At 66.6% G+C, this 23009-nt stretch carries 21 protein-coding genes; 5 read left to right on the top strand and 16 right to left on the bottom strand.

The genetic code is table 11. The features are described from left to right. Position 1: 1 nt before the first annotated feature. The gene (locus LXN00_RS09380) at positions 2-1054 is read right to left on the bottom strand and encodes an Mrp/NBP35 family ATP-binding protein (RefSeq protein WP_234507611.1); all 1053 of its coding nucleotides are present in this window, start codon (positions 1052-1054) and stop codon (positions 2-4) included. Between the two features lie 70 nt (positions 1055-1124). On the opposite strand from LXN00_RS09380, the gene LXN00_RS09375 reads away from it, so the two are divergent. Both LXN00_RS09375 and LXN00_RS09370 read left to right on the top strand, forming a co-directional pair. After that, on the top strand, positions 1125-1712 hold the full coding sequence (locus tag LXN00_RS09375; RefSeq protein WP_234507610.1) for a hypothetical protein: 588 nt from the start codon (positions 1125-1127) through the stop codon (positions 1710-1712). Positions 1713-1762: 50 nt separating this feature from the next. Next, the gene (locus LXN00_RS09370; protein ID WP_234507608.1) at positions 1763-4351 is read left to right on the top strand and encodes a valine--tRNA ligase; all 2589 of its coding nucleotides are present in this window, start codon (positions 1763-1765) and stop codon (positions 4349-4351) included. Here LXN00_RS09370 and LXN00_RS09365 read toward each other — a convergent pair. From LXN00_RS09365 to trpC, 5 genes are read right to left on the bottom strand one after another with little or no spacing between them, the layout of a single operon-like run. Further along, a complete protein-coding gene (locus LXN00_RS09365) occupies positions 4335-4898 on the bottom strand; it encodes a hypothetical protein (RefSeq protein WP_234507606.1) in 564 nt (187 codons plus the stop codon). The two genes, LXN00_RS09370 and LXN00_RS09365, sit on opposite strands and share 17 nt — an antisense overlap. Then, positions 4870-6870, bottom strand: coding sequence for a single-stranded-DNA-specific exonuclease RecJ (locus LXN00_RS09360; RefSeq protein ID WP_234507605.1), 2001 nt, complete (start codon positions 6868-6870; stop codon positions 4870-4872). The genes LXN00_RS09365 and LXN00_RS09360 overlap by 29 nt, the downstream gene beginning before the upstream one ends. Next, positions 6867-7181, bottom strand: coding sequence for a hypothetical protein (locus LXN00_RS09355; protein WP_234507603.1), 315 nt, complete (start codon positions 7179-7181; stop codon positions 6867-6869). The genes LXN00_RS09360 and LXN00_RS09355 overlap by 4 nt, the downstream gene beginning before the upstream one ends. Positions 7182-7188: 7 nt before the next feature. Further along, positions 7189-7893, bottom strand: coding sequence for a 1-(5-phosphoribosyl)-5-[(5-phosphoribosylamino)methylideneamino]imidazole-4-carboxamide isomerase (hisA, locus tag LXN00_RS09350; protein ID WP_234507601.1), 705 nt, complete (start codon positions 7891-7893; stop codon positions 7189-7191). Between the two features lie 4 nt (positions 7894-7897). Then, complete coding sequence (trpC, locus tag LXN00_RS09345; protein WP_234507600.1) at positions 7898-8662, bottom strand: indole-3-glycerol phosphate synthase TrpC; 765 nt, start codon at positions 8660-8662, stop codon at positions 7898-7900. A gap of 33 nt (positions 8663-8695) precedes the next feature. Here trpC and LXN00_RS09340 point away from each other — a divergent pair, with 33 nt between their 5' ends. The 3 genes from LXN00_RS09340 (at position 8696) to LXN00_RS09330 (ending at position 10609) form a co-directional block, all read left to right on the top strand. After that, entirely contained in the window at positions 8696-9298 is a 603-nt protein-coding gene (locus LXN00_RS09340) for a PIN domain-containing protein (protein WP_234507597.1), read from the top strand. 130 nt (positions 9299-9428) lie between these two features. Beyond that, positions 9429-9761 carry a helix-turn-helix domain-containing protein gene (locus LXN00_RS09335; protein ID WP_234507595.1) on the top strand — a complete coding sequence of 111 codons (333 nt, stop codon included), beginning with the start codon at positions 9429-9431 and terminating at the stop codon, positions 9759-9761. Then, entirely contained in the window at positions 9758-10609 is an 852-nt protein-coding gene (locus LXN00_RS09330) for a patatin-like phospholipase family protein (protein WP_234507593.1), read from the top strand. The genes LXN00_RS09335 and LXN00_RS09330 overlap by 4 nt, the downstream gene beginning before the upstream one ends. Here LXN00_RS09330 and LXN00_RS09325 read toward each other — a convergent pair. The 10 genes from LXN00_RS09325 to rimO all read right to left on the bottom strand — a co-directional run bounded on the left by LXN00_RS09325 (position 10560) and on the right by rimO (position 22980). Continuing rightward, entirely contained in the window at positions 10560-10973 is a 414-nt protein-coding gene (locus tag LXN00_RS09325) for a hypothetical protein (RefSeq protein WP_234507591.1), read from the bottom strand. The two genes, LXN00_RS09330 and LXN00_RS09325, sit on opposite strands and share 50 nt — an antisense overlap. 3 nt (positions 10974-10976) lie before the next feature. Beyond that, positions 10977-11720 (bottom strand): amino acid ABC transporter ATP-binding protein, encoded by a 744-nt coding sequence (locus tag LXN00_RS09320; RefSeq protein WP_267962774.1) that lies wholly within the window; start codon positions 11718-11720, stop codon positions 10977-10979. Next, on the bottom strand, positions 11717-13687 hold the full coding sequence (locus LXN00_RS09315) for a TRAP transporter permease (RefSeq protein ID WP_234507588.1): 1971 nt from the start codon (positions 13685-13687) through the stop codon (positions 11717-11719). Before LXN00_RS09315 ends, LXN00_RS09320 begins: the two co-directional genes overlap by 4 nt. A 64-nt stretch (positions 13688-13751) precedes the next feature. Beyond that, entirely contained in the window at positions 13752-14702 is a 951-nt protein-coding gene (locus LXN00_RS09310) for a TAXI family TRAP transporter solute-binding subunit (RefSeq protein ID WP_234507586.1), read from the bottom strand. A gap of 61 nt (positions 14703-14763) precedes the next feature. Beyond that, on the bottom strand, positions 14764-15552 hold the full coding sequence (locus LXN00_RS09305) for an amino acid ABC transporter permease (RefSeq protein ID WP_234507584.1): 789 nt from the start codon (positions 15550-15552) through the stop codon (positions 14764-14766). 48 nt (positions 15553-15600) lie between these two features. Next, the gene (locus tag LXN00_RS09300) at positions 15601-16365 is read right to left on the bottom strand and encodes an ABC transporter substrate-binding protein (RefSeq protein WP_234507582.1); all 765 of its coding nucleotides are present in this window, start codon (positions 16363-16365) and stop codon (positions 15601-15603) included. Positions 16366-16404: 39 nt separating this feature from the next. Further along, positions 16405-18861: an alpha-glucan family phosphorylase gene (gene glgP / locus LXN00_RS09295; protein WP_234507580.1), complete on the bottom strand. Its 2457-nt coding sequence runs from the start codon at positions 18859-18861 to the stop codon at positions 16405-16407. A gap of 20 nt (positions 18862-18881) precedes the next feature. Next, complete coding sequence (locus LXN00_RS09290) at positions 18882-20354, bottom strand: TrkH family potassium uptake protein (RefSeq protein ID WP_234507578.1); 1473 nt, start codon at positions 20352-20354, stop codon at positions 18882-18884. Continuing rightward, positions 20326-21663: a Trk system potassium transporter TrkA gene (gene trkA, locus LXN00_RS09285; RefSeq protein ID WP_234507577.1), complete on the bottom strand. Its 1338-nt coding sequence runs from the start codon at positions 21661-21663 to the stop codon at positions 20326-20328. The genes LXN00_RS09290 and trkA overlap by 29 nt, the downstream gene beginning before the upstream one ends. A 12-nt stretch (positions 21664-21675) precedes the next feature. Then, complete coding sequence (gene rimO, locus LXN00_RS09280; RefSeq protein WP_234507575.1) at positions 21676-22980, bottom strand: 30S ribosomal protein S12 methylthiotransferase RimO; 1305 nt, start codon at positions 22978-22980, stop codon at positions 21676-21678. Positions 22981-23009: the final 29 nt, after the last annotated feature.

The following is a 23009-nucleotide window of genomic DNA, read 5'->3' as shown; positions in this document are numbered from 1 at the left end:
GTCAGGCCATGGGCAGGGCGATGAAGGTCTGGACGCTCAAGGCGGCGGCGAGCTCCTGGGCCGCCTTGCGGAAGGCCTGGGCCTCGAGGCCCTCGGGGTCCTTGGCCACCACGGGCACCCCCTGGTCCCCGCTTTCCCGCAGGGAAAGGGTGAGGGGGATCTCGCCCAGGAAGCGGGCCTTGAGCTTCTCGGCAAGCCGCCTACCGCCCCCCTCCCCGAAGATGGGGGTGGGCTTGCCGCAGTGGGGGCAGAGGAAGGCGCTCATGTTCTCCAGCACGCCCAGGATGGGGACCTGCACCTTTTTAAACATGTCCGCCGCCCGCTCGGCGTCTATGAGGGCCACCTCCTGAGGGGTGGTGACGATTACTCCCCCCGAAACCTTGGTGAGCTGGGTCAGGCTTAGCTGCACGTCCCCGGTGCCTGGGGGAAGGTCCACCACCAGGTAGTCCAGCTCCCCCCAGTTCACCTCCTCCAAAAACTGCTTCAGGGTGCCGTGGAGGATGGGCCCACGCCAGATCATGGCCTGGCCCGGAGGAACGAGGTTGGCCATGGAGAGGACCTTGATGCCATAGGCCTCCAAGGGGAGGATTTTTCGGTTTTGGTCCACTTTAAGCTTCTGCCCCTCCAGGCCGAACATCTTGGCCTGGCTCGGCCCGTAGAGGTCAGCGTCCAGCAGGCCCACCGCCGCCCCTTCCCGGCTTAGGGCCAGGGCCAGGTTGGCGGCCACGGTGCTCTTCCCCACCCCGCCCTTACCCGAGGCCACCGCCACCACGTGCTTCACCCCGGGGATGGGGTACTGCTCCGGGGCCTTCACCCCGCCGCCGAAGCGGACCTGCACCTCCTCCAGGCCCAGGGGGAGAAGGGCCTTCCGGATGTCCGCCTCAATCTGCCCCTTCAGGGGACAGGCGGGGGTGGTGAGGTTCACGAGGACTTCCAGCCGCTTGCCCTCCAGCCGCACCTCCCCCACCATGCCCAAGGACACCAGGTCCTTCCCGAGCTCGGGGTCCATCACCGTGCGCAGGGCCTCGAGGACCCGCTCTTCCGATAGCGCCATACCGGGCCTAGAGTATACCCGGCGATAGCTTTGGGCAAGGGGTGAAGGCACAAAGCGTATACTCCTCCCTATGCACCCCGCCTGGCAAAAGCGCCTTTTCTTTGAGCTCCACCTGGCCTGGCTCATCCAGGGCCCCAAGGGCTACGAGCTCCTCTTCAAGGTGAACCCCTATAGCCTCTACCCCACGCGGGAAGAGGCCCTAAAGGCCGCCAAAGAGCTCCTCAAGGGGCGCCTGGACCAAGACCCCAAGGTGGGCCCCCACAAGGCCCCCGTGCTCCTCTCCGAGGAGGACCGCACCCGGTTCCTGGTACTTCTAGAAAGCGGCAAGGCCCTTTTGCCCCTGGACCGCTACGCCCTCCTGGGCGAGGTGGTGGAGGTGGAGGAGCGCCTCCTCCACCGGGCCCCCTTCCACGACCCCAGCAACGTGCTCTTTAGCCTTAAGGGCCTACCCGTGCGCCTCCTCTACACGCCCCTAAACGACCCGGAGGCGGAAAGCCAGGAACTCGCCACGGGGACCCTGGAACTCCTCCCCGAGGGGATCCGGGTGGGGGCGTTCACCCTTGCCATCCCCAAGGACACCCCCATTGAGGGCTTGGCCTTTGAGGAGGCCTTTTTCCACCTGGGAAATGGGCGCTACTACCTTTACGCCCTCCCCTAACCCCCTCGGGTGGCCTTTCCCAAGCCCGTCCGGGTAAAGTGATGGGTAGCATGGACCTACCCAAGGCCTACGATCCCAAAGCGGTGGAACCCAAGTGGGCGGAGAAGTGGGCGAATAACCCCTTCGTGGCCAACCCCAAAAGCGGCAAACCCCCCTTCGTCATCTTCATGCCGCCCCCCAACGTCACGGGCTCCCTGCACATGGGCCACGCCCTGGACAACTCCCTCCAGGACGCCCTCATCCGTTACAAGCGCATGCGGGGCTACGAGGCGGTCTGGCTCCCCGGCACCGACCACGCCGGGATCGCCACCCAGGTGGTGGTGGAGCGCCTCCTCCTCAAGGAGGGCAAAACCCGGCACGACCTGGGCCGGGAGGCCTTCCTAAAGCGGGTTTGGGAGTGGAAGGAGGCGTCGGGGGGGACCATCCTGAAGCAACTGAAGCGCCTTGGGGCCAGCGCCGACTGGAGCCGGGAGGCCTTCACCATGGACGAGAAGCGCTCCAAGGCGGTGCGCTACGCCTTTTCCCGCTACTACCACGAGGGCCTGGCCTACCGGGCGCCCCGCCTCGTGAACTGGTGCCCCCGGTGCGAGACCACGCTTTCCGACCTCGAGGTGGAAACCGAGCCCACCCCGGGCAAGCTCTACACCCTGCGCTACGAGGTGGAGGGGGGTGGCTTCATTGAGATCGCCACCGTCCGTCCCGAAACCGTCTTCGCCGACCAGGCCATCGCCGTCCACCCCGAGGACGAGCGCTACCGGCACCTCATCGGCAAAAGGGCCCGGATCCCCCTCACGGAGATCTGGATCCCCATCCTCGCCGACCCCGCCGTGGAGAAGGAGTTCGGCACCGGGGCCCTCAAGGTCACCCCGGCCCACGACCCCCTGGACTACGAGATCGGGGAGCGGCACGGCCTAGAGCCCGTTTCCGTCATCAACCTGGAAGGGAAGATGGAAGGCGAGCGGGTACCCGAGGCCCTCAGGGGCCTGGACCGCTTTGAGGCCCGCAGGAAGGCGGTGGAGCTTTTCCGGGAGGCGGGGCACCTGGTGAAGGAGGAGGACTACACCATCGCCCTCGCCACCTGCTCCCGCTGCGGCACCCCCATTGAGTACGCCATCTTCCCCCAGTGGTGGCTTTCCATGAAGCCCCTGGCGGAGAAGGTCATCCAGGGCCTGGAGCGGGGGGATATCGCCTTCGTGCCCGAGCGCTGGAAAAAGGTCAACCTAGACTGGCTTAGGAACGTAAAGGACTGGAACATCTCCCGCCAGCTTTGGTGGGGCCACCAGATCCCCGCCTGGTACTGCGAGGAATGCGGGGCCATCCACGTCCCCCGCCCCGAGCGCTACCTGGAAGACCCCACGGCCTGCGAGGCCTGCGGAAGCCCCAGGCTCAAGCGGGACGAGGACGTGTTTGACACCTGGTTCTCCTCGGCCCTTTGGCCCCTCTCCACTTTGGGCTGGCCCGAGGAAACGGAGGACCTCAAGGCCTTCTACCCCGGGGACGTCCTGGTCACGGGGTACGACATCCTCTTCCTCTGGGTCTCCCGCATGGAGGTCTCCGGCTACCACTTCATGGGGGAAAGGCCCTTCAAGACCGTGCTCCTCCACGGCCTTTTCCTGGACGAAAAGGGCCAGAAGATGTCCAAGTCCAAGGGGAACACGATAGACCCCCTGGAGCTGGTGGCGCGCTACGGGGCCGACGCCCTTCGCTTCGCCCTCCTCTATTTGGCCACGGGGGGACAGGACATAAGGCTAGACCCCCGCTGGCTGGAGATGGCCCGCAACTTCGCCAACAAGCTCTATAACGCCGCCCGCTTTGTCCTCCTCTCCCGGGAAGGCTTCCAGGCCAAGGAGGACGCCCCCACCCTGGCGGACCGCTTCATGCGAAGCCGCCTAAGCCGGGGCGTGGAGGAGATCACCGCCCTCTACGAGGCCCTGGACCTGGCCCAGGCGGCCCGGGAGGTCTACGAGCTCGTCTGGAGCGAGTTCTGCGACTGGTACCTGGAGGCCAGCAAGCCCGCCCTCAAGCGGGGGAACGCCCACACCCTAAAGACCCTGGAGGAGGCCCTCGCCACCCTCCTCAAGCTCCTCCACCCCATGATGCCCTTCCTCACCAGCGAGCTCTACCTGGCCCTCACGGGCAAGGAGGAGCTCGCCCTCGAGGCCTGGCCCGAGCCTGGAGAGAGGGACGAGGAGGCCGAGAGGGCCTTTGAGGCCCTAAAGCAAGCGGTGACGGCGGTGCGGGCCCTAAGGGCCGAGGCGGGGCTTCCCCCGGGGCAGGAGGTGGGGGTCTACCTGGAAGGGGAAACGGCGCCCGTGGGGGAAAACCTGGAGGTCTTCCGCTTCCTGGCCCGGGCCGAGCTCCTTACGGCGAAGCCGGAAAGGGCCTTGGTCAAGGCCCTACCCAAGGTCACGGCCCGGATGCCCCTGGAGGGCCTCCTGGACGTGGAGGAGTGGAAGCGCCGGCAGGAGAAGCGGCTCAAAGAACTCCTAGAGCTGGCGGAAAGGAGCCGAAAGAAGCTCTCCGCCCCCGGGTTCCGGGAGAAAGCCCCCAAGGAGGTGGTGGCGGCGGAGGAGGCTAGGCTTAAGGAAAACCTGGAGCAGGCGGAAAGGATCCGGGAAGCCCTCAGCCAAATAGGGTGAGGCGGGGGTCGTGGGCCTCCCCGGGCGCCTCGGCCACCGCCTCGGCCAGGCGCAGGTTTAGCGTGACGAAGGGGAAGCGTTCCACCGGCTCCAGGTCCACGATGGGACGGTCGGGGCGGAGGAGGTAGAGGCGGGCCTCGAGGAGGGTCTGAAAGGGCTTGGCCTGGGAAAGGTGGTCGGAAAGCCTAACCCCCCGGGGCACAAGAAGCTCCCCCGCCAAGAGGTAGTCCCCAAAAAGGAAGGCCAAAGACCGCCTCTCCAAAAGGGCGGGGCTCGTGCGGGGCTCCGCCAGTCTTCCTCCCACCGCCCACTGGATCCGCTCCTTTCTCAAGGCCAAAAAGCCCGTGCTGGCCTTCAGGTCCTTGGCCTCGGGAGGGTGGAGGTACCCCGGGGTATAGATGAGGGCCCCCGTCACCGGCAGGTAGACCCTTTCCTGGTTCAAGAGATCGGCGGTGCCCGAGCCCGGCACCAGGTAGATCATCCCGTAGACCCGGTAGGCCTGGGTATAGATCCAGGCCTCATGGGCTTCCCGCGGTTGCTTGTACACGGCTCACCTCCCAGTACGCCCAAAGGGCCTCGCTGAAAAGGCCCGGGTGCCGCCTCTCGTAGGCGAAGAGGAGCCTCTTGGCCACGTGCGCCCTAAGGGCCTCTCCGGGGGTTTCCAAAACGGGGGGCCTTTCCAGCCGCCTCTTGGTTTCGCTCCCCAAGGCCACCTCCACCCGCTTCTGGGCCACTGGGTAAGGGGGAAGGCCGAGCCAAAGGGAGGCCTCCTCCGGAGGGAGAAGGCGGAAGCCCTGCCGCCTGGCGTAGGCCAGCCCCTCCAGGTTCTCCTCGGGCACGTACACCCCCTCCCCCATCCGGGCCCGGGCCAGGGCCTCCTCCAGGGAAAGGGGGAAGGCGAAGGGCTCGGCCTCGCCAAGAAGCTCCCCCGGCACCCGGAAGTCCTGGGCCTGGGCCTCGTAGCTCACGGTGCCATTGAAGCGGTTTTCCGTGAGGAGCACCGCCGCCTCCACGGGGCTCGGCACCCCCTTCTCCCCCATGCGCCAGGCCACCACCCGCACCCCTTGGAGCCGGAAGGAAAGGTGCTTGCCCTCCCCCATGGTCCTCACCTCCTCGGGGCTTCCCGCAAGCAGGAAAAGGGGCTCAGGGTTCCCGGCCCCGAAGGGCTCCAGGGCGGAAAGGGCCCGGTAAAGGGAGGGCAACTGGGAAAGCGGGGGCAAAGGCCCAAGCAAGGGCACCTCCTGCACGGGGTCGGGGAAGCGGGCGGCGTAGGCTTCTATCCGCCTTTGGAACTCGGGGAAGCGGGCCTCGTCCAGGGCGAAGCCCGCCGCCTCCCTGTGGCCGCCAAAACGGACGAGGAGGTCTTCCGCCTCCTTAAGGGCCCCCACGGCGCTGATGGGCGGGAGGCTTCGCACCGTGCCCTTGCCCTGCGCCACCAAGAAGACGGGGCGCCAGGTGGCCTCGAGGATCCGGCTCGCCACGATGCCCATCACCCCGGGGTGGCCTTCCGGGTCCCTTAGGACGATGGCCTTGGCCTCAGGGTCGGCCTTGGGGAGAAGGCGCTTTAGCATCTCCTCCTCTATGGCCTGGCGGCGGGCGTTGAGGCGGTTGAGCTCCTCCACCAAAGCCTGGGCCTCCGCCTCGCTATCCGTAAGGAGGAGGTTGAGCGCTTTCTCCGCCTCTCCCAGGCGGCTTGCGGCGTTGATGCGGGGGCCGATGCGGAAGGCCACCTCCACCGCCTTCCCCGTGTAGCCCACCGCCTGGGCGAGGAGGCGTAAGCCCACCCACCTGGAGGTGGAAAGCCGGGCTAATCCCTCCCGCACCAGGGCCCGGTTCCACCCCCAGAGGGGGGCCACGTCGGCGATGGTGCCCACCGCCGCCAAATCGGCGTAGGCCAAAGGGGGCGGTAGCCCCAGGCGCTCGTGGAGCGCCCAGAGGAGGGAAAAGGCCACCCCCGCCCCCGTGGGGTGCTCCCCTAGCCCCGGGGTGTAGGCGGGGTGGACCACCAGGCCCGGGGGCGGGGTTTCCTTGGGGGTATGGTGGTCGGTGACCAGGACCTCCACCCCGTTTTCCACAAGCTCCCGGAGCTCGGCGTGGTTGGCGATGCCGCAATCCACGGTGACGAAAACGTCCGCCGCCTCCAGGTGCTCGGGGATGCGGTCCATGAGGACGCCGTAGCCCTCCTCCAGGCGGTGGGGGATAAAGGGGTGGACCTTGGCCCCTAGGGCCCGAAGCCCCCGCACCAGGATGGCCGTTCCCGTGAGGCCATCGGCGTCGTAGTCCCCGTGGATGCGGATGCGCTTGCCTTCCTTTAGCGCCTGCGCTAAAAGCTCGGCCGCCTCCTCGAGGCCCTTGAGGGGAAGCCGGGTAAGGGAAGGCACGAGGTCCTCCCGCCGCCTCACCCCCCGGTGCCAGTAGGCCAAGGCGGCCTCGGGCCCCACCCCGAAGGCCTCCATGAGGCCAAGCCACTCGGGGACGGGGGGCAGGGGAAGGAGGCGCCAGCGGACCCTTTCCCTCATGGCTCTTCCCGGTCGGGGATGCGGGGGATCTCCTCAATCCGCTCCCGCTTTAGGGCGTTCACCTCCCCCTGGAGCCGCCGCACCTCCCGCAGGAGGACCCGCCGGGCCCCCAGGCCGGAAAGCCAGAGGGCCAGGGCGTAGAGCCCCCCCACCACGAAGCCCAGGGCGTAGGCGGTGGGGAGGACGAGGTAAAGGGGCCTAGGCCCCCACGGGGTGGGCACTACCAGGAAGGGGTAGGTGAGGTACAGGTAAAGCCCCGCCCCGGCCACGCCGAGGCTTACCAGGAGAAAGGTCCAGTGGACGAGCTTCATACTCCCCTCAGGATACGGCGAAGTCCCTGAGCCGGACCCTCCCCTCGTAAAGCGCCTTCCCCACCAAGGCCCCTTCTACCCCTAGGCGCTTTAGGCCCCAAAGGTCCTCGGGCCCCGCAATCCCGCCCCCGGCGATGAGGGCATGGGGCCAGGCCTCCCGCACCCGGGCCACCACCTCGAGGTCCAGGCCCCTAAGCGTCCCGTCCCGGCGCACGTCCGTGTAGATGACGGTCCGCACCCCCATGGCCGCCCAGTCCCTGAGGAGGTCTAGGGCGGAAAGGAGCGTGGCCTCCTGCCAGCCCGAAACCACCACCTCAAGCCCCCGGGCATCCAAGGCCAGGGCCAGCCGCTCCGGGCCCGCTAGGGAAAGCATCCTTTCCAGGAGGGGGGGGTTTTTCACCGCCACGGTACCCACCACCGCCCGGCTTGCTCCCAAGGAGAGCACCTCCTCCAAGGCCTCTAAGGAGCGGATCCCTCCGCCCACCTGGAAGGGCACGGCAAGGGCCTGGGCGATTTGGGAAAGGGCCTCGCGGTTATCCCCCGTGCCCAAGGCCCGGTCCAGGTCTACGAGGTGCAAAAGCCTCGCCCCCTCTTCCTGCCAACGAAGGGCCGCCGCCACCGGGTCGCCGTAGGCGGTTTCCGCCTCCGGGCGGCCCTCGTAAAGCCGCACCGCCCGGCCCCCCTTGAGGTCCACCGCGGGGATGACCAGCATGGGGCTATCCTACAAGCTCCCGCACCGCCCCCTCCAGGTCGGGTTTGCGCATGAGGCTCGTGCCGATGAGGACCGCATCAAAAAGCCCTTCCAAGGCCTTGAGCTCCTCCCGCCGGCCATAGCCCGACTCCGCCACCAGGACACCCCCAAACCCCCGCTCCCGGGCCAGCCGGCCCAGACGGGGGGCGGTGGCCAGGTCTATGCGCAAGGTGGCGAGGTCGCGGTTGTTGATGCCGAGGATCTCCGCCCCGGCCTCGAGGGCCACCTCCAGCTCCCTTTCCGTGTGCACCTCCACCAGAGCGTCCAGCCCCAAGGCCCTCGCCCGCTCCAGGTAAGCCCCCGTGAGCTCCCCCAGCACCGCCACGATGAGGAGGACGGCGCTCGCCCCAAAGGCCCGGGCCTCCTCCAGCATGAAGGGGTCCACCACGAAGTCCTTGCGCAGGAGGGGAAGGGCCACCCCCTGGCGCACCCGCTCCAGGTCCAAAAGGCTCCCCCCAAAATGGTGGGGCTCGGTGAGGACGCTGATGGCCCGGGCACCCCCTCGGGCGTAGGCCCTAGCCGCCTCCACGGGGTCCACCTGCCGGATGGCCCCTTCGGAGGGGCTTTCCTTCTTCACCTCGGCGATGAGGGAAAGGCCAGGAAGGAGGAGGGCCTCCCTAAAGGAGGGTGCGGGCGGAGGAACGGGCAGGGGGTACGGGGCCACCTCCTTAGCCCGCTTCCGGGCAATCTCCCCCAGCACCCCCGGCACCCGGGAAAGGTCAGGCCGCATGGGAATAGTGTACAGCAGCTTTAGAATTGGGCCATGCTACCCCGCATCGTTTTCCTAGACGCTTGCGTCCTATACCCCACCCAAACGCGGGATCTCTTCATGGGGCTAGCCCTAGAAGGCCTGGTGCGGCTCAAGTGGAGCCGACGGGTACACGAGGAGTGGATCCGAAACTTCCTACAAAAGCGGCCCGGTTTAGGACCCGGACAGGTGGAGCGGGTTAAGGCCACACCGACCATAATGGAGTCGCTATTGAAACCCTATGAACCCCTCGTGGAGGGCTATGAACACCTGGTGCCCCAAGTGCGCCTTCCCGACGAGAACGACCGCCACGTGGTGGCCGCCGCCCATTGGGGAGGGGCAGAAGCCATCCTCACCTTTAATCTCCATGACTTTCCAGAAGAAGATTTAGCCCGCTTTGACCTCGTAGCCCTCCACCCTGACGCATTCTTGGTAGAACTGGCCGAAGCTTTGATTCGGGAAAACGCCATACCAGGGGCAATCCTCAAAATTCTACGCAATCAGAGAGGTCAACTGCGGAACCCTCCGTTAGATGCGCCTGCGTTCCTGGAAAGCCTGAGAAAGGCGGGATTGACGGAGTTCGCTGGGCTCCTGCGCGCGTTTGCTTCCGAGCTTTAGCGCTATTGCGTTTATTTCGTTTATATGGTACGCTGCGTACACCATGAGCGGTGTGCTCTTTGCAACCCAAACTTCCCACGAAGACCTTCGCCGGTTCCGGGAGCGGTTAACCCCCGGAAAGGTCTTGCACTTGGAAGAGGTTTCCCTGGTCCTTACCCCCGAGCTCGCCCAGCTTCTGAAAGACCTCTTAGAGGCCCTCCTCCGAAATGAACCCGTGCGGATCGTTCCCTTGGAGGCCGAGCTCACCACCAGCCAGGCGGCGGAACTCCTTGGGGTTTCCCGGCCCTATCTCGTTCGCCTTCTAGAAGAAGGGGAAATCCCCTACCGCAAGGTGGGGACCCATCGGCGGGTCCTGGCCAAGGATCTCTTGGCCTACCTGGAGGCGTCCAGGAAGAAAGGCCAAGAGCTGCTAAACGAGCTCATCCGCGAGGGGCAGGAACTGGGCCTTGGCTATACAGAATGAAGGGCGTGGCCTTGGCCTTGGGCGGTGGGGGCGTGCGGGGGTACGCCCACCTGGGGGTGCTTGCGGTCTTGGAGGAGGCGGGCATCCCCATCCGGGGCCTGGCGGGAAGCTCCGCCGGCGCCTTGGCCGCTTGCGCCTGGGCCTTTGGCCACAAGGACCCCTGGAAGGTGCACCAGGCGGTCTTTGACGAGAACATAGCGGATTTGCGGCGTGCGGGAAACCTCCGCCTCCTGGCCCGCCTCTTCTCCGCCCTAAGGCGGCAAGCCCTCACGGACACCTCCCGGGTAGCGGAGGGCCTAAAGCGCCTCTTCGGGGACGCCCGCCTCGAGGACAGCCCCATCCCCCTCGCCATCCAAACGGCGGACCTCCTCACGGGGGAGGCGGTGGTCCTGCGGGAAGGCCCGGTGTGGAAGGCGGTCCTGGCCAGCGCCGCCATCCCCGGGCTCTTTCCCCCGGTGGAGTGGAAGGGAAAGCTCCTCGTGGACGGGGACGTGGCGGAGAAGGTGCCCGTGCGGGCGGCCAAGGCCCTCTTCCCGAAGGTGGTGGCGGTGGACGTGTCCAACCCGCCGCCCCAAACGCCCCCCCGGACGGCCCTCGAGGCCGCCCTCCTGGCCGGGGAAGCGAGCCGCAGGCGGCTTAAGGCGCTGGCCCTCCAGGAGGCGGACCTCGTCCTCTCCCTAGACCCCCCCTTCCCCATAGACACCTTTGACCACGAGAAGCTCCCCTTGGTCTATACCCTCGGAAAGCAGCGGGCCCAGGAAAGGCTTCGGGAGATCCAAGCCCTGGCCCGCCCCCGCCTCAAAGACCTCCCCCACCTCCTCGCCCCAAGGCCGCCTCGGCCCGCCTAAGGAGGAGGTAAAAGCCCACCCCTCCAAGGAGCCAAAGCCCAAGCCCAAAGGGCCTTAGAAGGAGCCCCATCACCCCCAGGAAGAAGGCCAAGGAGGCCCCAAACCCCGCCGCCACCAGGGGGGAAAGGGGGGTCTTGTCCTTCCAAGCCCTTTCCCCAAGCCAAAGCAACCACCCGCCCCCCAAGAGGGCCAGGCCCCAAAGGAGGGGGTGGTCCGCCCGAGGCATAAAAGGCGAAAGAAGGAGGAGGAAAGCGCCCTGCAGGGCCAAAAGGGAAAGGGCGTAAAGCCATAGCCCCTTCCGGCGCTCGGGCCAAGGGGCCCGGGGGTCGGCCAAAGCCTTAAGGGCCCGAAGCCACGCTTCCACGGGCTAGTGGTGCAGGACCCTATCCAAAAAGGCCCGGGTCCTCTCCTCCTTGGGCCTGGTGAAGATCTCCTCCGGCCTCCCCTCCTCCACCACCTGCCCCCGGTCCATGAACACCACCCGGTCCGCCACCTCCCGGGCAAACCCCATCTCGTGCGTCACCACCAGCATCGTCATCCCGCCCCGCGCCAGGTCCCGCATCACGTCCAACACCTCCCCCACCATCTCCGGGTCCAGGGCGCTCGTGGGCTCGTCAAACAGCATCACCTTGGGCTCCATGGCCAAGGCCCGCGCAATGGCCACCCGTTGCTGCTGCCCCCCGGAAAGCTCCGCCGGATACTTCCGCGCCTGGTCCAGAATCCCCACCCGCTCCAAGAGCTCCAAGGCCTTCCGCTCCGCCCTCTCCCTGGACCAGCCCCGCACCCGGATGGGGGCCAGGGTGATGTTCTCCAAGACCGTCATGTGGGGGAAGAGGTTGAACTGCTGGAAGACCATCCCCACCTCCCGCCGCACCTCCCTTAAGGCGCGCTCGTCCTTCACGTTAAGCCCATCCACCACCACCTCCCCCTCCTGGAAGTCCTCCAGGCGGTTGATGCAGCGGATCAGGGTGCTCTTTCCCGAGCCCGAAGGGCCGATGATGACGAGCTTCTCCCCCGGGGCCACCTCCAGGTCAATCCCCTTGAGCACGTGCAGGGAACCAAACCACTTGTGCAGGTTCCGAATGCGGATGATGGGTGCCACCGCCCTCATTTTCGCACCCGCTGGAGGAGATAGGTAAAGGCCAAAAGGCCAAAGCCCACCAGGTCCGTGAGGAGGCCCGGCACCACCAGGGTCAAGGCGGCCCCCATGAGCAAGGCCCTCTCCAAGAGGTTCGTCCTCTTGTGCAGGAAGCCCACGAGGCTTGCGCTAAAGGCGGTCATGCCCAGGAGGGCGGTGAGGACGATCCAGGCCCCCTCCAGGGGGCTTTCTACCCCGAGGAGGAGGAGCTTGGGGTTGAAGAAGAACATGTAGGCGAGAAGGGCGGTGCGAAGCTCGTACACGAAGCCCTGGACCGCCGTTTTCCAGAAGTCGCTCTTGGCGATGGCGCTCGCCGCGTAGGCGGCCAGGGCCACGGGGGGCGTGGAGTCGGCCATGATGCCGAAGTAGAAGACGAACATGTGGGCGGCCACGGGGGGCACGGGGTAGCCCGCCTTTTCCGCCAGGGTGAGGACCACGGGCACCACCAAGGAGGCCATGACGATGTAGTTGGCCGTGGTGGGGAGGCCCATGCCCAAAAGGAGGCTCGTGAGCTGCGCCAGGATGAGGACGAGGAGCAGGTTCCCCCCGGAAAGCCTCTCCACGATGTCCGTGAGGCCGAAGCCGATCCCGGTCATGGTGACGATGCCCACAATGACCCCGGCGCTGGCCGTGGCCAGGGCGATGCCCACCATGCCCCGAGCCCCCGCCTCGAGGCCCTCCACGAGGAGCCTCACCCCCCGCGCAAGGCCAAAGCCCAGGCCCGCCCCGCCCCGCCACGCCCGCCAAGCCTCCTGGAGGAGGATGAGGAGGGCCATGAGGAAGAGGGTGTTCAAGGCGGCCCGCTCCGGGGTAAGCCGAAGCCCCACCAGGGCGTAGATGAGGTAGGCGAGGGGCAGGAGGTAGTGCGCCCCCGAGCGGAGCACGGGGGCCAAGGGGGGAAGCTCGGAGCGGGGCACCCCCTGGAGGCCGAGGCGGAGGGCCTCGAGGTGCACGGTGATGAACAGGGTGGCGTAGGCGAGCAGGGCGGGGATGAGGGCGATGAGGATGAGCTGGCTATAGGGAATATTCAAAAACTCCGCCATGATGAAGGCCGCCGCCCCCATGACGGGAGGCATGAGCTGGCCGTTGGAGGAGCTCGCCACCTCCACCGCCCCCGCCTTCTCCGGGGGGTAGCCCACCCGCTTCATGAGGGGAATGGTGAAGGTCCCGGTGGTGACCACGTTGGACACCGAGCTTCCGGAAACCACCCCCGTGAGGGCGCTCGCCACCACCGCCGCCTTGGCCGGCCCCCCGCGGAAATGGCCCAAAAGGCCATAGGCCGCCTGGATGAAGAAGTGCCCCGCACCCGCCTTCTCCAGCAGGGCCCCAAAGAGGACGAAGAGGAAGACAAAGGTGGCGGAAACCCCTAGGGGCACCCCCCAGATGCCCTCGGCGGTGGTGTAGAGCTGGCCCACCAGTTGCCCCCACTGGCTTCCGGCATGGAGTTGGAGCCAAGGGGGCAGGGTGAAGGGCAGGAGGCCCTTGGGCCCGGTGAGGGCGTAGAGGACAAAGACCGAGGCGATGATGGGCAGGGCGGGCCCCACCACCCGCCAGGCGGCGAGGAAGAGGACCAAGAGGGTGAGGGTGCCAAAGGCCACGTCCCTTCCGCTCGGGATGCCGCCCCGAAGCTGGGTGATGCCGTAGTAGTCCACCACCACGTAAAGGGCCCCCGCCACCCCCAGAAGGGCCAGGGCCCAGTCCAGAAGGGGAATGCGCTCCTTGGGCCCCCGCCTTCCCGGGTAGGCCAAAAAGGCCAGGGCCAGGGCAAAGGCCAGGTGGACCGCCCTGAGCCGCATGGGGTCCAGGGTGCCCACCTCCGTGGCCCAAAGCTGGAAAAGGCTCCAGGCCACCCCTAGGCCCAAGAGGAGAAAGCGGCCCACCCCCTTAGGGCGCCTTCCCCCAAGCTCGCTTTCCTCCACCAAAAGGTTGGCGTCCGTCATCCTCCCTCCTTCGCCGCCAGGCAAAGGGGGCCCCGGGCGGGGCCCCCTGGGTACGGCCTTAAGCCTACTTCAAGACCCCTAGCTCCTTGTAGAAGCGCTCCGCCCCAGGGTGCAGGGGAATGGGCAGGCCCCTCACCGCCTTCTGCAGGCTAAAGAAGCGCTCCAGGTTGGGGTGGATCTTCTTGAAGGCCTCCTGGTTGCCGAAGACGGCTTTCATGAACTTGTACACGGTGTCGGCGGAAAGCTTCTCCGAGGCGATGAGCATGGCCTGAACCGCCACCGTGGGGGTGGTCACGTCCACGCCCTTGTAGGTGCCCCCCGGGATGTTGAAGCCCACGTAGAAGGGGTACTTCTTGGCGATGGCCTGCACCTTGGCCAGGTCCACCGCCACCAGGGTGATGGGGGTGGTGAGGGCGAGTTGCTGGATGGCGCTTGCCCCCAGGCCCACGGTGTAGAAGAGGGCGTCCGCCCGCTTGTCCTGCATGAGCTGGATCCCCTGGGTGGCGCTCACCCGGATGGCCTGGCCCAGGTCCTCAAAGCGGAGGCCGTAGGCCTCGAGGACCTGCCGGGCGTTCTGCTCCGTGCCGGAGCCCACGTCCCCCACCACCACCCGCTTGCCCTTGAGGTCCGCCACCGTGCGGATCCCGGCATCGGCGCGGGCCACGATGTGGATGACCTCGGGGTAGAGGGCGGCCAGGGCCCGGATCCCCTTCACCGGCTTGCCCTCAAAGGCAGGGATGCAGCACCCCTGGTAGGCGTAGTAGGCGATGTCGTTCTGGGCCAGGGCCATCTCAAACTCCCCGGCGGCGATAGCGTTGATGTTGGCCACGCTTCCCCCGGTGGAGCGGGCGTTGGCCCTAATCCCCACGTTGGCGTCGTTCACCAGCTTGGCCATGCCGGTGGCCACCGGGAAGTAAACCCCCGTGGTGGAACCCGAACCGATGGTGATAAACTCCTGGGCTAGGCCGAGGCCCAGCAGGACCATTCCCGCAAGCAACCCACGCGTTATACGCATATCCATGCACCTCCTTTGCGCCGAGGGCAGTATACCCGGGGTAGCTACCCCATAGCAAGCCCTAACGCGTGCGCACCTTTAGGCGCACCTCCAGCTGGTTGGTAAAGGCGGTGAGCACCGTGGTGAGGAGGAGGTAGATGGCGGCCACCGCCAGGTAGACCTCCACCGGGCGAAAGGTGGCGGAGATGATCCTTTGCCCGGAAAGGGCGAGCTCCGTTAGGGCGATGGCGCTGGCCAGGGAGGAGTCCTTGAGGAGCGCCACCACGTTGTTCACCAAGGGGGGCACCACGATCCTTAAGGCCTGGGGCAGGACCACAAAGCGCATGGTGTCCGCCGGGGAAAGGCCCAAGGACCACGCCGCCTCCCACTGCCCCTTGGGAATGGCCTGGATCCCCGCCCGCACCACCTCGGCGTTGTAGGCCCCCACGTTGAAGGAAAGGGCGATGAAGGCCGCCCAGTAAGGGGTGAGGGCCTGCTGGGCCTCGGGCCAGAGGGGCTGGAGCAAGAGGGGCAGGGCGTTGTAGGCGAAGAGGATCTGGACCAAAAGGGGGGTGCCCCGGGTGACCCAGATGTAAAAGGTGGCGGGAAGCCGCACCCAAGCCCGGGAGGAAAGCCGGAACATCCCGGCGAAGACGCCGATGACGAGGCCGGCCAGGCCCGAGATCAGGGTGAGCTTCAAGGTAATCTCCGCCCCCAGGGCCATGGCCTGGCTGGCGGAGGCCGCCCGCTCCGGGCCGAAGCCCGTGAGGAGGAAGTAGCGCTCCAGGGCTACCCCCAAAAGGGCGAAGAAGAGGACGTACCCTCCAAGGAGGAGGGCTAGCAGCAAAACGAGGCGCAGCCAAAGGGGCATAGGCAGAAGAAAACCCCAAGGGCGCTCGGCCCTTGGGTCAAATACGGGCTACTTGCAGCGCACGTCCTCCCCAAACCACTTCTTGGAGATCTGCGCGTAGGTGCCGTCCTTCATCAGCTCGGACAGGGCGTTGTTGAGGGCGTTCAGGAGGCTCTTGTTGCCCTTGGCCACCGCCATGGCCACCCTCTCCTGGAAAACCAGCTCCCCCAGTTGCAGGGTGTTCTCCAGCTTCCTCTCCTTGATGGCCTCCTTGGCCACGAAGCGGTCGGTAATCCAGGCGTCCAAGCGGCCTGCCAGGAGGTCTTGGAGGGCGTCCGGATCCTTCTGGTAGGTGCGCACCTGCTTGACTCCGGGGATCTTCTGCGCCGCCTCCATGTAGGTGGTGCCGATCTGCACCCCCACCACCTTGCCCTGGAGGTCCTTGGCCGTCTTAGGGCCTCCCTTCCGGCTCACGATGACCCCGCCCGTGCAGTAGTGGGGGTTGGTGAAGTCCACCGCCTTGGCCCGCTCCTCGGTGATGCCGTGGGAGGCGATGACGAAGTCAAAGCGGCCCTGGTTGAGCTGGATGAGGAGGCTGTCAAAGGCCTGGGTGATCCAGACCGGCTTCAGGCCCAGCTTCTTGGCGATGGCGTTGCCCAGCTCAACCTCAAAGCCGGTAAGCTGGTTCTTCTCGTCAAAGTAGTTGAACGGGGGGAAAGCCCCTTCCGTGCCGATGCGGATCTCCCCCGAGCGCCGGATCTGGTCCAAGCTCCGCACCTGGGCAAACCCCAGGGAAAGCGCCAAAAGGCCTATAAGCACAAAAAGCTTCTTCATCGCATACCTCCTTGCGTACACCGGAAGATTATAGCAAGCCTAGGCCCAGCGCACCCACCCCACCCGGCCGGTGACGGGGTGCCTCAAGGCCAGGCGCACCCCATAGGCGTAGCTCCCGGGACGGGGAGGACGGTAGGCCAGGCCGTAGCCGTCCCCCTCCGGCGCCAAGGGCACCACCCAGAAGGCCCCATCCCCCCGGCGCACCACGAGCTCCACCCCCAAAAAGGGCCTTAAGGCCTCGGGCACCTCCCCCTTCACCCAGGCCCGCACCCGCATGGGGGTGCCGTTCAGGGTGAGGTCCCCCGGCACCTCCACCTCGAGGCCCAAGGCGAAGAAGGCGGGGAGGGCTTCGTGGAAGGCCTTAAGGGCTTCCGCCTCTAGGGCGGCGCGCTCGGACCAAGCCTTCCCGGTTTGGTAAAGCGCTGCGTACTCCGCCACCATGCGGGCGGCGCTGAAGCGGGGTCCCACGGTGCGCAGGCTCTCGTGGACCATGGAAAGCCAGCCAGAGGAGTACCCTTCGGACCCCACGGCGTAGAAGAGGGGGAGGACCTCGGACTCCAGGACGTCGTAAAGGGCCTGGGCGTCCGCCATGTCCTGGGCCTCCTCGTTCTCGTAGGTGCGTTCGTCCCCGATGGCGAAGCCGTTCTTGCCGTTATAGGCCTCGGCCCACCAGCCGTCCAGCACGCTCAGGTTAAGGGCCCCGTTCAAAGCGGCCTTCATGCCGCTCGTCCCGGAGGCCTCCATGGGGCGCCGGGGGGTGTTGAGCCAGACGTCCGAGCCGTGGACCAGGACGCGGGCCAGGTACATATCGTAGTCCTCCAGGACCACCATGCGGTCCTCGAGGCCGAGCTCCCGGATCTTGGCCACCAGCTCCTGCAGGTACGCCTTTCCCGGCTCGTCCTTGGGGTGGGCTTTGCCGGCGAAGACAAACTGGACCGGGTAGGGCCCCCGCACGATCTTAAGAAGCCTTTCTGGGTCCTTGAAGAGGAGGACCGCCCGCTTGTAGGTGGCGAAGCGGCGGGCGAAGCCAATGGTGAGGGCTTCCGTGTCCAAGGCCCTTTCCGCCTCGCGCAGGCGGCTTGGGCTTTCCCCGTTGCGGCGGCGCTGCTCGTAAAGCCGCCTACGCACCTCCCGCACCAGGTCGCCCCGGAGCTCTTGGTGGATGCGCCAAAACTCCTCCCCCAACCCCTCCACCTTCCAGGTGGCGGGGTCCTCCGGGCGCTTGAGCCACTCGGGGCCGAAGACCTCGGCGTAGTGGCGGCGGAGGCGGGGGTGGAGGAAGGTCCAGGTGTGCACGCCGTTGGTCACATGGCCGATGGGCACCTCCTCGGGCAGGAGCTCGGGCCAGAGGTGGTGGAACATCCGGCGGGAAACCTCCCCATGGAGGCGGGAGACCCCGTTGGCCTGGGCGCTGGTGGAAAGGGCCAGCTTGGACATGGAGAAGACCTTCCCCCAAGGCTTCTCCTCGAGGCCCAAGGCCAAAAGCGCCTCCCACCCCACCCCAAGCCCCGCAAAGAAGCCCCCCAGGTAACGCTCCACCAGGTCCAGGGGAAAGGCGTCGTGGCCGGCGGGCACGGGGGTATGGGTGGTGAAAAGGGCCCCGGCCCGGACCCTCTCCAAGGCCACGGGGAAAGGATGCCCCTCCGAAAGGAGCTCCCGAAGCCTTTCCAGTCCCAGAAAAGCGGAGTGGCCCTCGTTCATGTGGAAGACCTGGGGCGAAAGGCCCAAGGCGCGCAATAGCCTCACTCCCCCAATCCCCAGGACCATCTCCTGCAAAAGGCGCATCTCCAAGCCCGGGGCATAGAGCCTGGCGGTGATGGCCCGGTCCTCGGGGGCGTTTTCCGGCAGGTTGGCGGTGAGGAGGTAGACGGGCACCGCCCCCACCTGGACCCGGTAAGCCCCAAGGAGAAGCCTCCTTCCCGGCAGATCCAGGCCCACCCTTAGGGGCCGCCCCTCGGGGTCCTGCACGGGAAGGAGGGGAAGGGCTTCGGGGTGCAAGGGCTCGTACACCTCCACCTGGGCCCCTTCGGGGGAAAGGCGCTGGTGAAAGTACCCCTCGTGGTAGAAGATCCCCACCCCCAAGAGGTCCAGGCCCTGGTCGCTGGCCGCCTTGATGTGGTCCCCGGCCAAGACCCCAAGCCCCCCGGAGTAGATGGGCAAGGAGCTATGGAAGCCGTACTCGGCGGAGAAATAGGCCACGCTGGGGCCCCGTTTGGCCCGCCTTTCCTCCAGGTAGCGGCGCAGGGCGCCCACCACCGCCTCCACCCGGGCGGGGTAGCTGGTGCCGGAGAGGGCCTCGAGGCGGGCCGGGTCCACCTCCAAGAGGAGCTTCACCGGGTTACCCCGGAAGCGCTTCCAGAGCAAAGGATCTATTTCTTGGAATAGCTCCGCCGCCTCCGGATTCCAGCTCCACCAAAGGTTATACGCAAGCTCCCGCAAGCCCTGTAGGGGCCCCGGGAGCACGGGCATGGCGGTGATATGGCCTAGGGTCCTCACGGGGGGAGATTATACCCAAACTAACGGAGCCTTCGCCAAAGCTCCGGGCTAAAGAGGAGGACCACGGGCAAAATCTCTATGCGCCCGGCCCACATCTGGAAGACCAGGACCAGCTTAGAAAAGGGGGAAAGCTCCGCATACGAACCCATGGGCCCCACAGGACCCAGCCCTGGGCCGATGTTGCCGATGGCCTGGGCGCTGGCGGTGAAGGCCACCACGAAGTCGCCTTCCAAAAGGGCCAAAGCCAAGGTTCCCAGACCGAAGAGCACGGTGTAGAGGAAAACGAAAACGGCCACCTGCCGAAGGGCCTCCTCCGGCACTACCCGCGCGCCCAAGCGGAGGGGCAAGACCGCTTTTGGGTGCAGGGTACGGGTAACCTCCCGGCGCAAAAGCCCAAAAAGGAGGAGCCAGCGCACCACCTTGATGCCCCCCGCTCCCGAGCCGGCGCTTCCGCCAATGAACATCAAGAAGACCAAGAGAGCCTGGGCGGGAACCACCCACTGAGCGAAGTCCACGCTGGCGAAACCCGTGGTGGTGAGGATAGATACCACCTGGAAAAAAGCGTGGCGGAGGCTCGCCTCCAGCCCGTACATGTGGTGGGTGTAGAGGTATAGGGCGAGAAGGGTCCCGAAGAGGAACACGACACCCACATAGGCGCGGAACTCGGCGTCCCGAAGAAGAGGCTTCACTTCCCGGCCAAAGAAAAGCCGGTACTGCAAAAGGAAGTTGACCCCCGCCAAAAACATGAAAAGGGTACCCAGCCACTGGGCCAAAGGGGTATAGGCGGCGAAGCTTTGGGGGTTCGGGCTAAATCCCCCGGCGGGAATGGTGGTGAGGGCGTTGGCCAAGGCCTCGTAAAGGGGAATACCCGCCCCCAGGTAGGCGAGGAAGGCAAACCCCGTGAGAAGCAGGTACACCCTGAGCACCGCCATGGCCGTGTGCCGAAGCCTCGGGGTCAGGCGGTCCTTCTCTACCCCCGTGCTCTCGGCGAAAAAGGCCTGGCGCCCCGCCACCTGGAGCTGGGGGAAGATCACCAAGAAAAGCACCACGATACCGATGCCCCCCATCCACTGGGTAAGGGCGCGCCAGAGGAAAAGGCTTTGCCCGAACTGGCGGAAATCGGCGAGGACCGTGGCCCCGGTGGTGGTGAAGCCGGAAACCGACTCAAAGAGGGCGTCCAGGTAGCCAAGCCCCCCGGAAACCCAGTAAGGCACAGCCCCCAAGGCGGGCACCAGGATCCAAAGGAGGGCCACGCTGGCAAAGACCTCGGCCCTGCGGGGCTGGGCCTGGGGATGGCCCATGGCCTGAAGGGCTCTACCCAGAAGCATCCCCAGAAGCGCCCCAAGGGCGAAACCCCGGGCATCCTCCTCCAAGAGCAAAGCCAGAAGGGCGAACAGGAAAAGGAGGGCCCCCATCCCCTGGTAGGTGAGCCCGAGGAGGTAAAGGCTTGAGCGGAAGCCCGGCCTAGCGGGCGATGCGAGCCACGGTTTCATCCGCCACCTCCCGGGCCGCCACCAAGAAGAGCCGATCCCCGGGGAGGGCCGAAAGGTCCTCCCGGTAGAGCATCACCCGGTGGTCCCGCTCCAAGGCCACGGGAACCACCTGGGGCTCGGCCAGGGCCTTCAGGGGCCTTGGCCGGAACTCCTCGGGAAGCTCCACCTCCAGTAGCTCTATGTTCTCGTCCATGGTGGACACGTGCTCCACGTTCTCCGGCCCCAGGAAGTCCAAGACCGCCCGCACCGCCGCCTGGCGGGGCGTGAGGGGGAGGTCAATCCCCACCTGTTCAAAGAGCCTGCGGGTTTCCGAGCGGGAAACCCGGGTGATGACCTTGCCCACCCCTAGTTGCTTGGCGAGGAGGGAGGCGAGGAGGTTTTTCTCGTCGTTGTCCGTAACCGCCACCACGGCGTCCGCCTCCTGCATCCCCTCCGCCTCCAAAAGCTCCAGGTCCGTGCCGTCCCCCTGGATGACGAGCGCCCCGGGAAGCTCTTGGGAAAGCCACTCGCACCGCTCCCGGTTGGGCTCAACGATAACTACCTCCAGCCGCCTGCGCAAAAGCTCCTGGGCCACCATAAACCCCACGTTCCCCCCGCCCAGGATCATGACCCGACGCACGCCCCGGCCCGTGGCGAAGCAGGCCTCCAGCTCAGGGAAGGCCCTCAGGGTGGTGACGAAGAGGAGCTTGTCCCCAGGCTCCAGCACGAGCTCGGGAAAATCCGGATGAGCGAAGCTAAGGAAGGCCCCGTCCCGCACCACCCCCACCACCAAGACCCCTTCGGGCCAGGCTTCCTCGGTCAGGAGGCGGTGGACGTAAGGCCCACCTTCCTTCACCCGGTACTCCACGAAGCGAAGCCTCCCCCCCGCCAGGAACTCCGTGTCCACCGCCCCGGGGACCAGGATCACCTCCACGATCTCCCGGGCCATGGCCCTTTGCGGCCAAAGCACCTTGTCAATGCGGGTTCCAAGGATTTCCGCCGTGCGGGGATCGGCCAAAACCTCCACGTACCCCCCTTTGCCCACGAAGCAAAGGGTTTCCTTGGCCCCAAGGCCCTTGGCTAGGAGGGAGGCGAGGAGGTTCACCTCGTCGGAATCCGTGCTGGCGATGAAGAGATCCGCCCGGTCCACCCCGGCCTCCCTGAGGGTGTCGGGGTCCGTGGCCCCGCCCACCACCACCTTCACGTCCAGGTGGGCCAGGCGCTCCTTGGCCTGGGGGTTCCGGTCAATGACCACCACCTCGTGGGCCTTCTCCAGGGTACGGGCAAGCTCCCCGCCCACCTCCCCGCCCCCAGCGATGACGATGTACATACCGCCCCTATGCTAAACCTGGACCCCGTAAAGGTCGTAGGTGTCGGCCCGGGTCACCCTGGCCTGGATCCACTCCCCCACCCGCGCCGTACCGTCCGTTTCCACGTAGATCACCCCGTCAATGCCGGGGGAGTCGCGGTAGGTGCGGCCCACGGCAAGGCCTGGCTCGGGAAGCTCGTCCACCAGGACCTCAAGCGTCTTCCCCACGAAGCGCTGGTTTTTCCGCAGGCTCACCTTGGCCTGGAGGTCCATAAGCCTCGCCTTCCGCTCCTCCTTTACCTCCTCGGGCACGTGGCCGTCCAGGGCGTTGGCCTCCGCCCCCTCCACCGGGGAGTAGGTGAAGACCCCTACCCGGTCCAGCTCCGCCTCCTCCAGGAAGTCCAGGAGGACCTGGAAGTCCTCCTCCGTCTCCCCGGGAAAGCCCACGATGAAGGTGGAGCGGAGGGCGAGGTCCGGCACCACCTCCCGCCAGGCCTTAAGGGTCTTGAGGTGGCTTTGGTACCCCCCTGGCCGGCGCATGCGGCGCAGGATGCGCTCGGAGGCGTGTTGCAAGGGCACGTCCAAGTAAGGGAGGACCTTTCCCTCGGCCATGAGGGGAAGGAGGTCTTTTACGTGGGGGTAAGGGTAGACGTAGTGGAGCCTTATCCAGGCCCCAAGCTCCGCCATGTGGGCGAGGAGGTCCTTAAGCTCCGCCCGCACCAGGCGGTCACCCCAGAAGCTCGCCCGGTGGCCCAGGTCCACCCCGTAGGCGGAAAGGTCCTGGGCGACGAGGAGGAGTTCCTTGGTGCCCGTGGCCACGAGCCTCGCCGCCTCGGCCAGGACCTCGGCGGCGTCCCGGGAGCGGAGCCTCCCCCGGAGCTTGGGGATGATGCAGAAGCTACAGCGGTGGTCGCACCCCTCGGAAAGCTTCAGGTAGGCGTAGTGTTTGGGCGTAAGCTTCACCTGGGGCGGCACCAGGTCCAAGAAGGGGTCCCGGGGAGGGGGCAGGACCTTCTCCACCGCCTCCAAAACCTCCTCCACCTCCCCTGGCCCCGTGACCGCTAAAACTTCCGGGTGGCGCTCGCGGATCACCTCCGGCCGCGCCCCCAGGCACCCCGTCACGATGACCCGACCGTTTTCCTTTAGCGCCTCCCCGATGGCCTCGAGGCTCTCCTCCACCGCAGGGGTGATGAAGCCGCAGGTGTTCACGATGACCACCTCGGCCTCCTCGTAGGTTGGGCTCGTCTCGTAGCCTAAGGCTTTGAGCCGGGAGAGGATCTGCTCGGAATCCACCAAAGCCTTGGGGCAACCCAGGCTCACGAAGCCGATCTTTGCCATAGCGCTCCTTGGGGCCAAGCCCCAACAAG

The organism is Thermus brockianus (assembly GCF_021462505.1).
Taxonomy (GTDB): domain Bacteria; phylum Deinococcota; class Deinococci; order Deinococcales; family Thermaceae; genus Thermus; species Thermus hydrothermalis.
This window is presented reverse-complemented; position numbering and strand designations above follow the sequence as displayed.

Bases quoted from the DNA above. Each gene is read 5' to 3' on its own strand.
- LXN00_RS09380 (WP_234507611.1), bottom strand. From the start codon at position 1,054: ATGGCGCTATCGGAAGAGCGGGTCCTCGAGGCCCTGCGCACGGTGATG.
- LXN00_RS09375 (WP_234507610.1), top strand. From the start codon at position 1,125: ATGCACCCCGCCTGGCAAAAGCGCCTTTTCTTTGAGCTCCACCTGGCC.
- LXN00_RS09370 (WP_234507608.1), top strand. From the start codon at position 1,763: ATGGACCTACCCAAGGCCTACGATCCCAAAGCGGTGGAACCCAAGTGG.
- LXN00_RS09360 (WP_234507605.1), bottom strand. From the start codon at position 6,870: ATGAGGGAAAGGGTCCGCTGGCGCCTCCTTCCCCTGCCCCCCGTCCCC.
- LXN00_RS09355 (WP_234507603.1), bottom strand. From the start codon at position 7,181: ATGAAGCTCGTCCACTGGACCTTTCTCCTGGTAAGCCTCGGCGTGGCC.
- hisA (WP_234507601.1), bottom strand. From the start codon at position 7,893: ATGCTGGTCATCCCCGCGGTGGACCTCAAGGGGGGCCGGGCGGTGCGG.
- trpC (WP_234507600.1), bottom strand. From the start codon at position 8,662: ATGCGGCCTGACCTTTCCCGGGTGCCGGGGGTGCTGGGGGAGATTGCC.
- LXN00_RS09340 (WP_234507597.1), top strand. From the start codon at position 8,696: ATGCTACCCCGCATCGTTTTCCTAGACGCTTGCGTCCTATACCCCACC.
- LXN00_RS09330 (WP_234507593.1), top strand. From the start codon at position 9,758: ATGAAGGGCGTGGCCTTGGCCTTGGGCGGTGGGGGCGTGCGGGGGTAC.
- LXN00_RS09320 (WP_267962774.1), bottom strand. From the start codon at position 11,720: ATGAGGGCGGTGGCACCCATCATCCGCATTCGGAACCTGCACAAGTGG.
- LXN00_RS09315 (WP_234507588.1), bottom strand. From the start codon at position 13,687: ATGACGGACGCCAACCTTTTGGTGGAGGAAAGCGAGCTTGGGGGAAGG.
- LXN00_RS09310 (WP_234507586.1), bottom strand. From the start codon at position 14,702: ATGCGTATAACGCGTGGGTTGCTTGCGGGAATGGTCCTGCTGGGCCTC.
- LXN00_RS09305 (WP_234507584.1), bottom strand. From the start codon at position 15,552: ATGCCCCTTTGGCTGCGCCTCGTTTTGCTGCTAGCCCTCCTCCTTGGA.
- LXN00_RS09300 (WP_234507582.1), bottom strand. From the start codon at position 16,365: ATGAAGAAGCTTTTTGTGCTTATAGGCCTTTTGGCGCTTTCCCTGGGG.
- LXN00_RS09290 (WP_234507578.1), bottom strand. From the start codon at position 20,354: ATGAAACCGTGGCTCGCATCGCCCGCTAGGCCGGGCTTCCGCTCAAGC.
- trkA (WP_234507577.1), bottom strand. From the start codon at position 21,663: ATGTACATCGTCATCGCTGGGGGCGGGGAGGTGGGCGGGGAGCTTGCC.
- rimO (WP_234507575.1), bottom strand. From the start codon at position 22,980: ATGGCAAAGATCGGCTTCGTGAGCCTGGGTTGCCCCAAGGCTTTGGTG.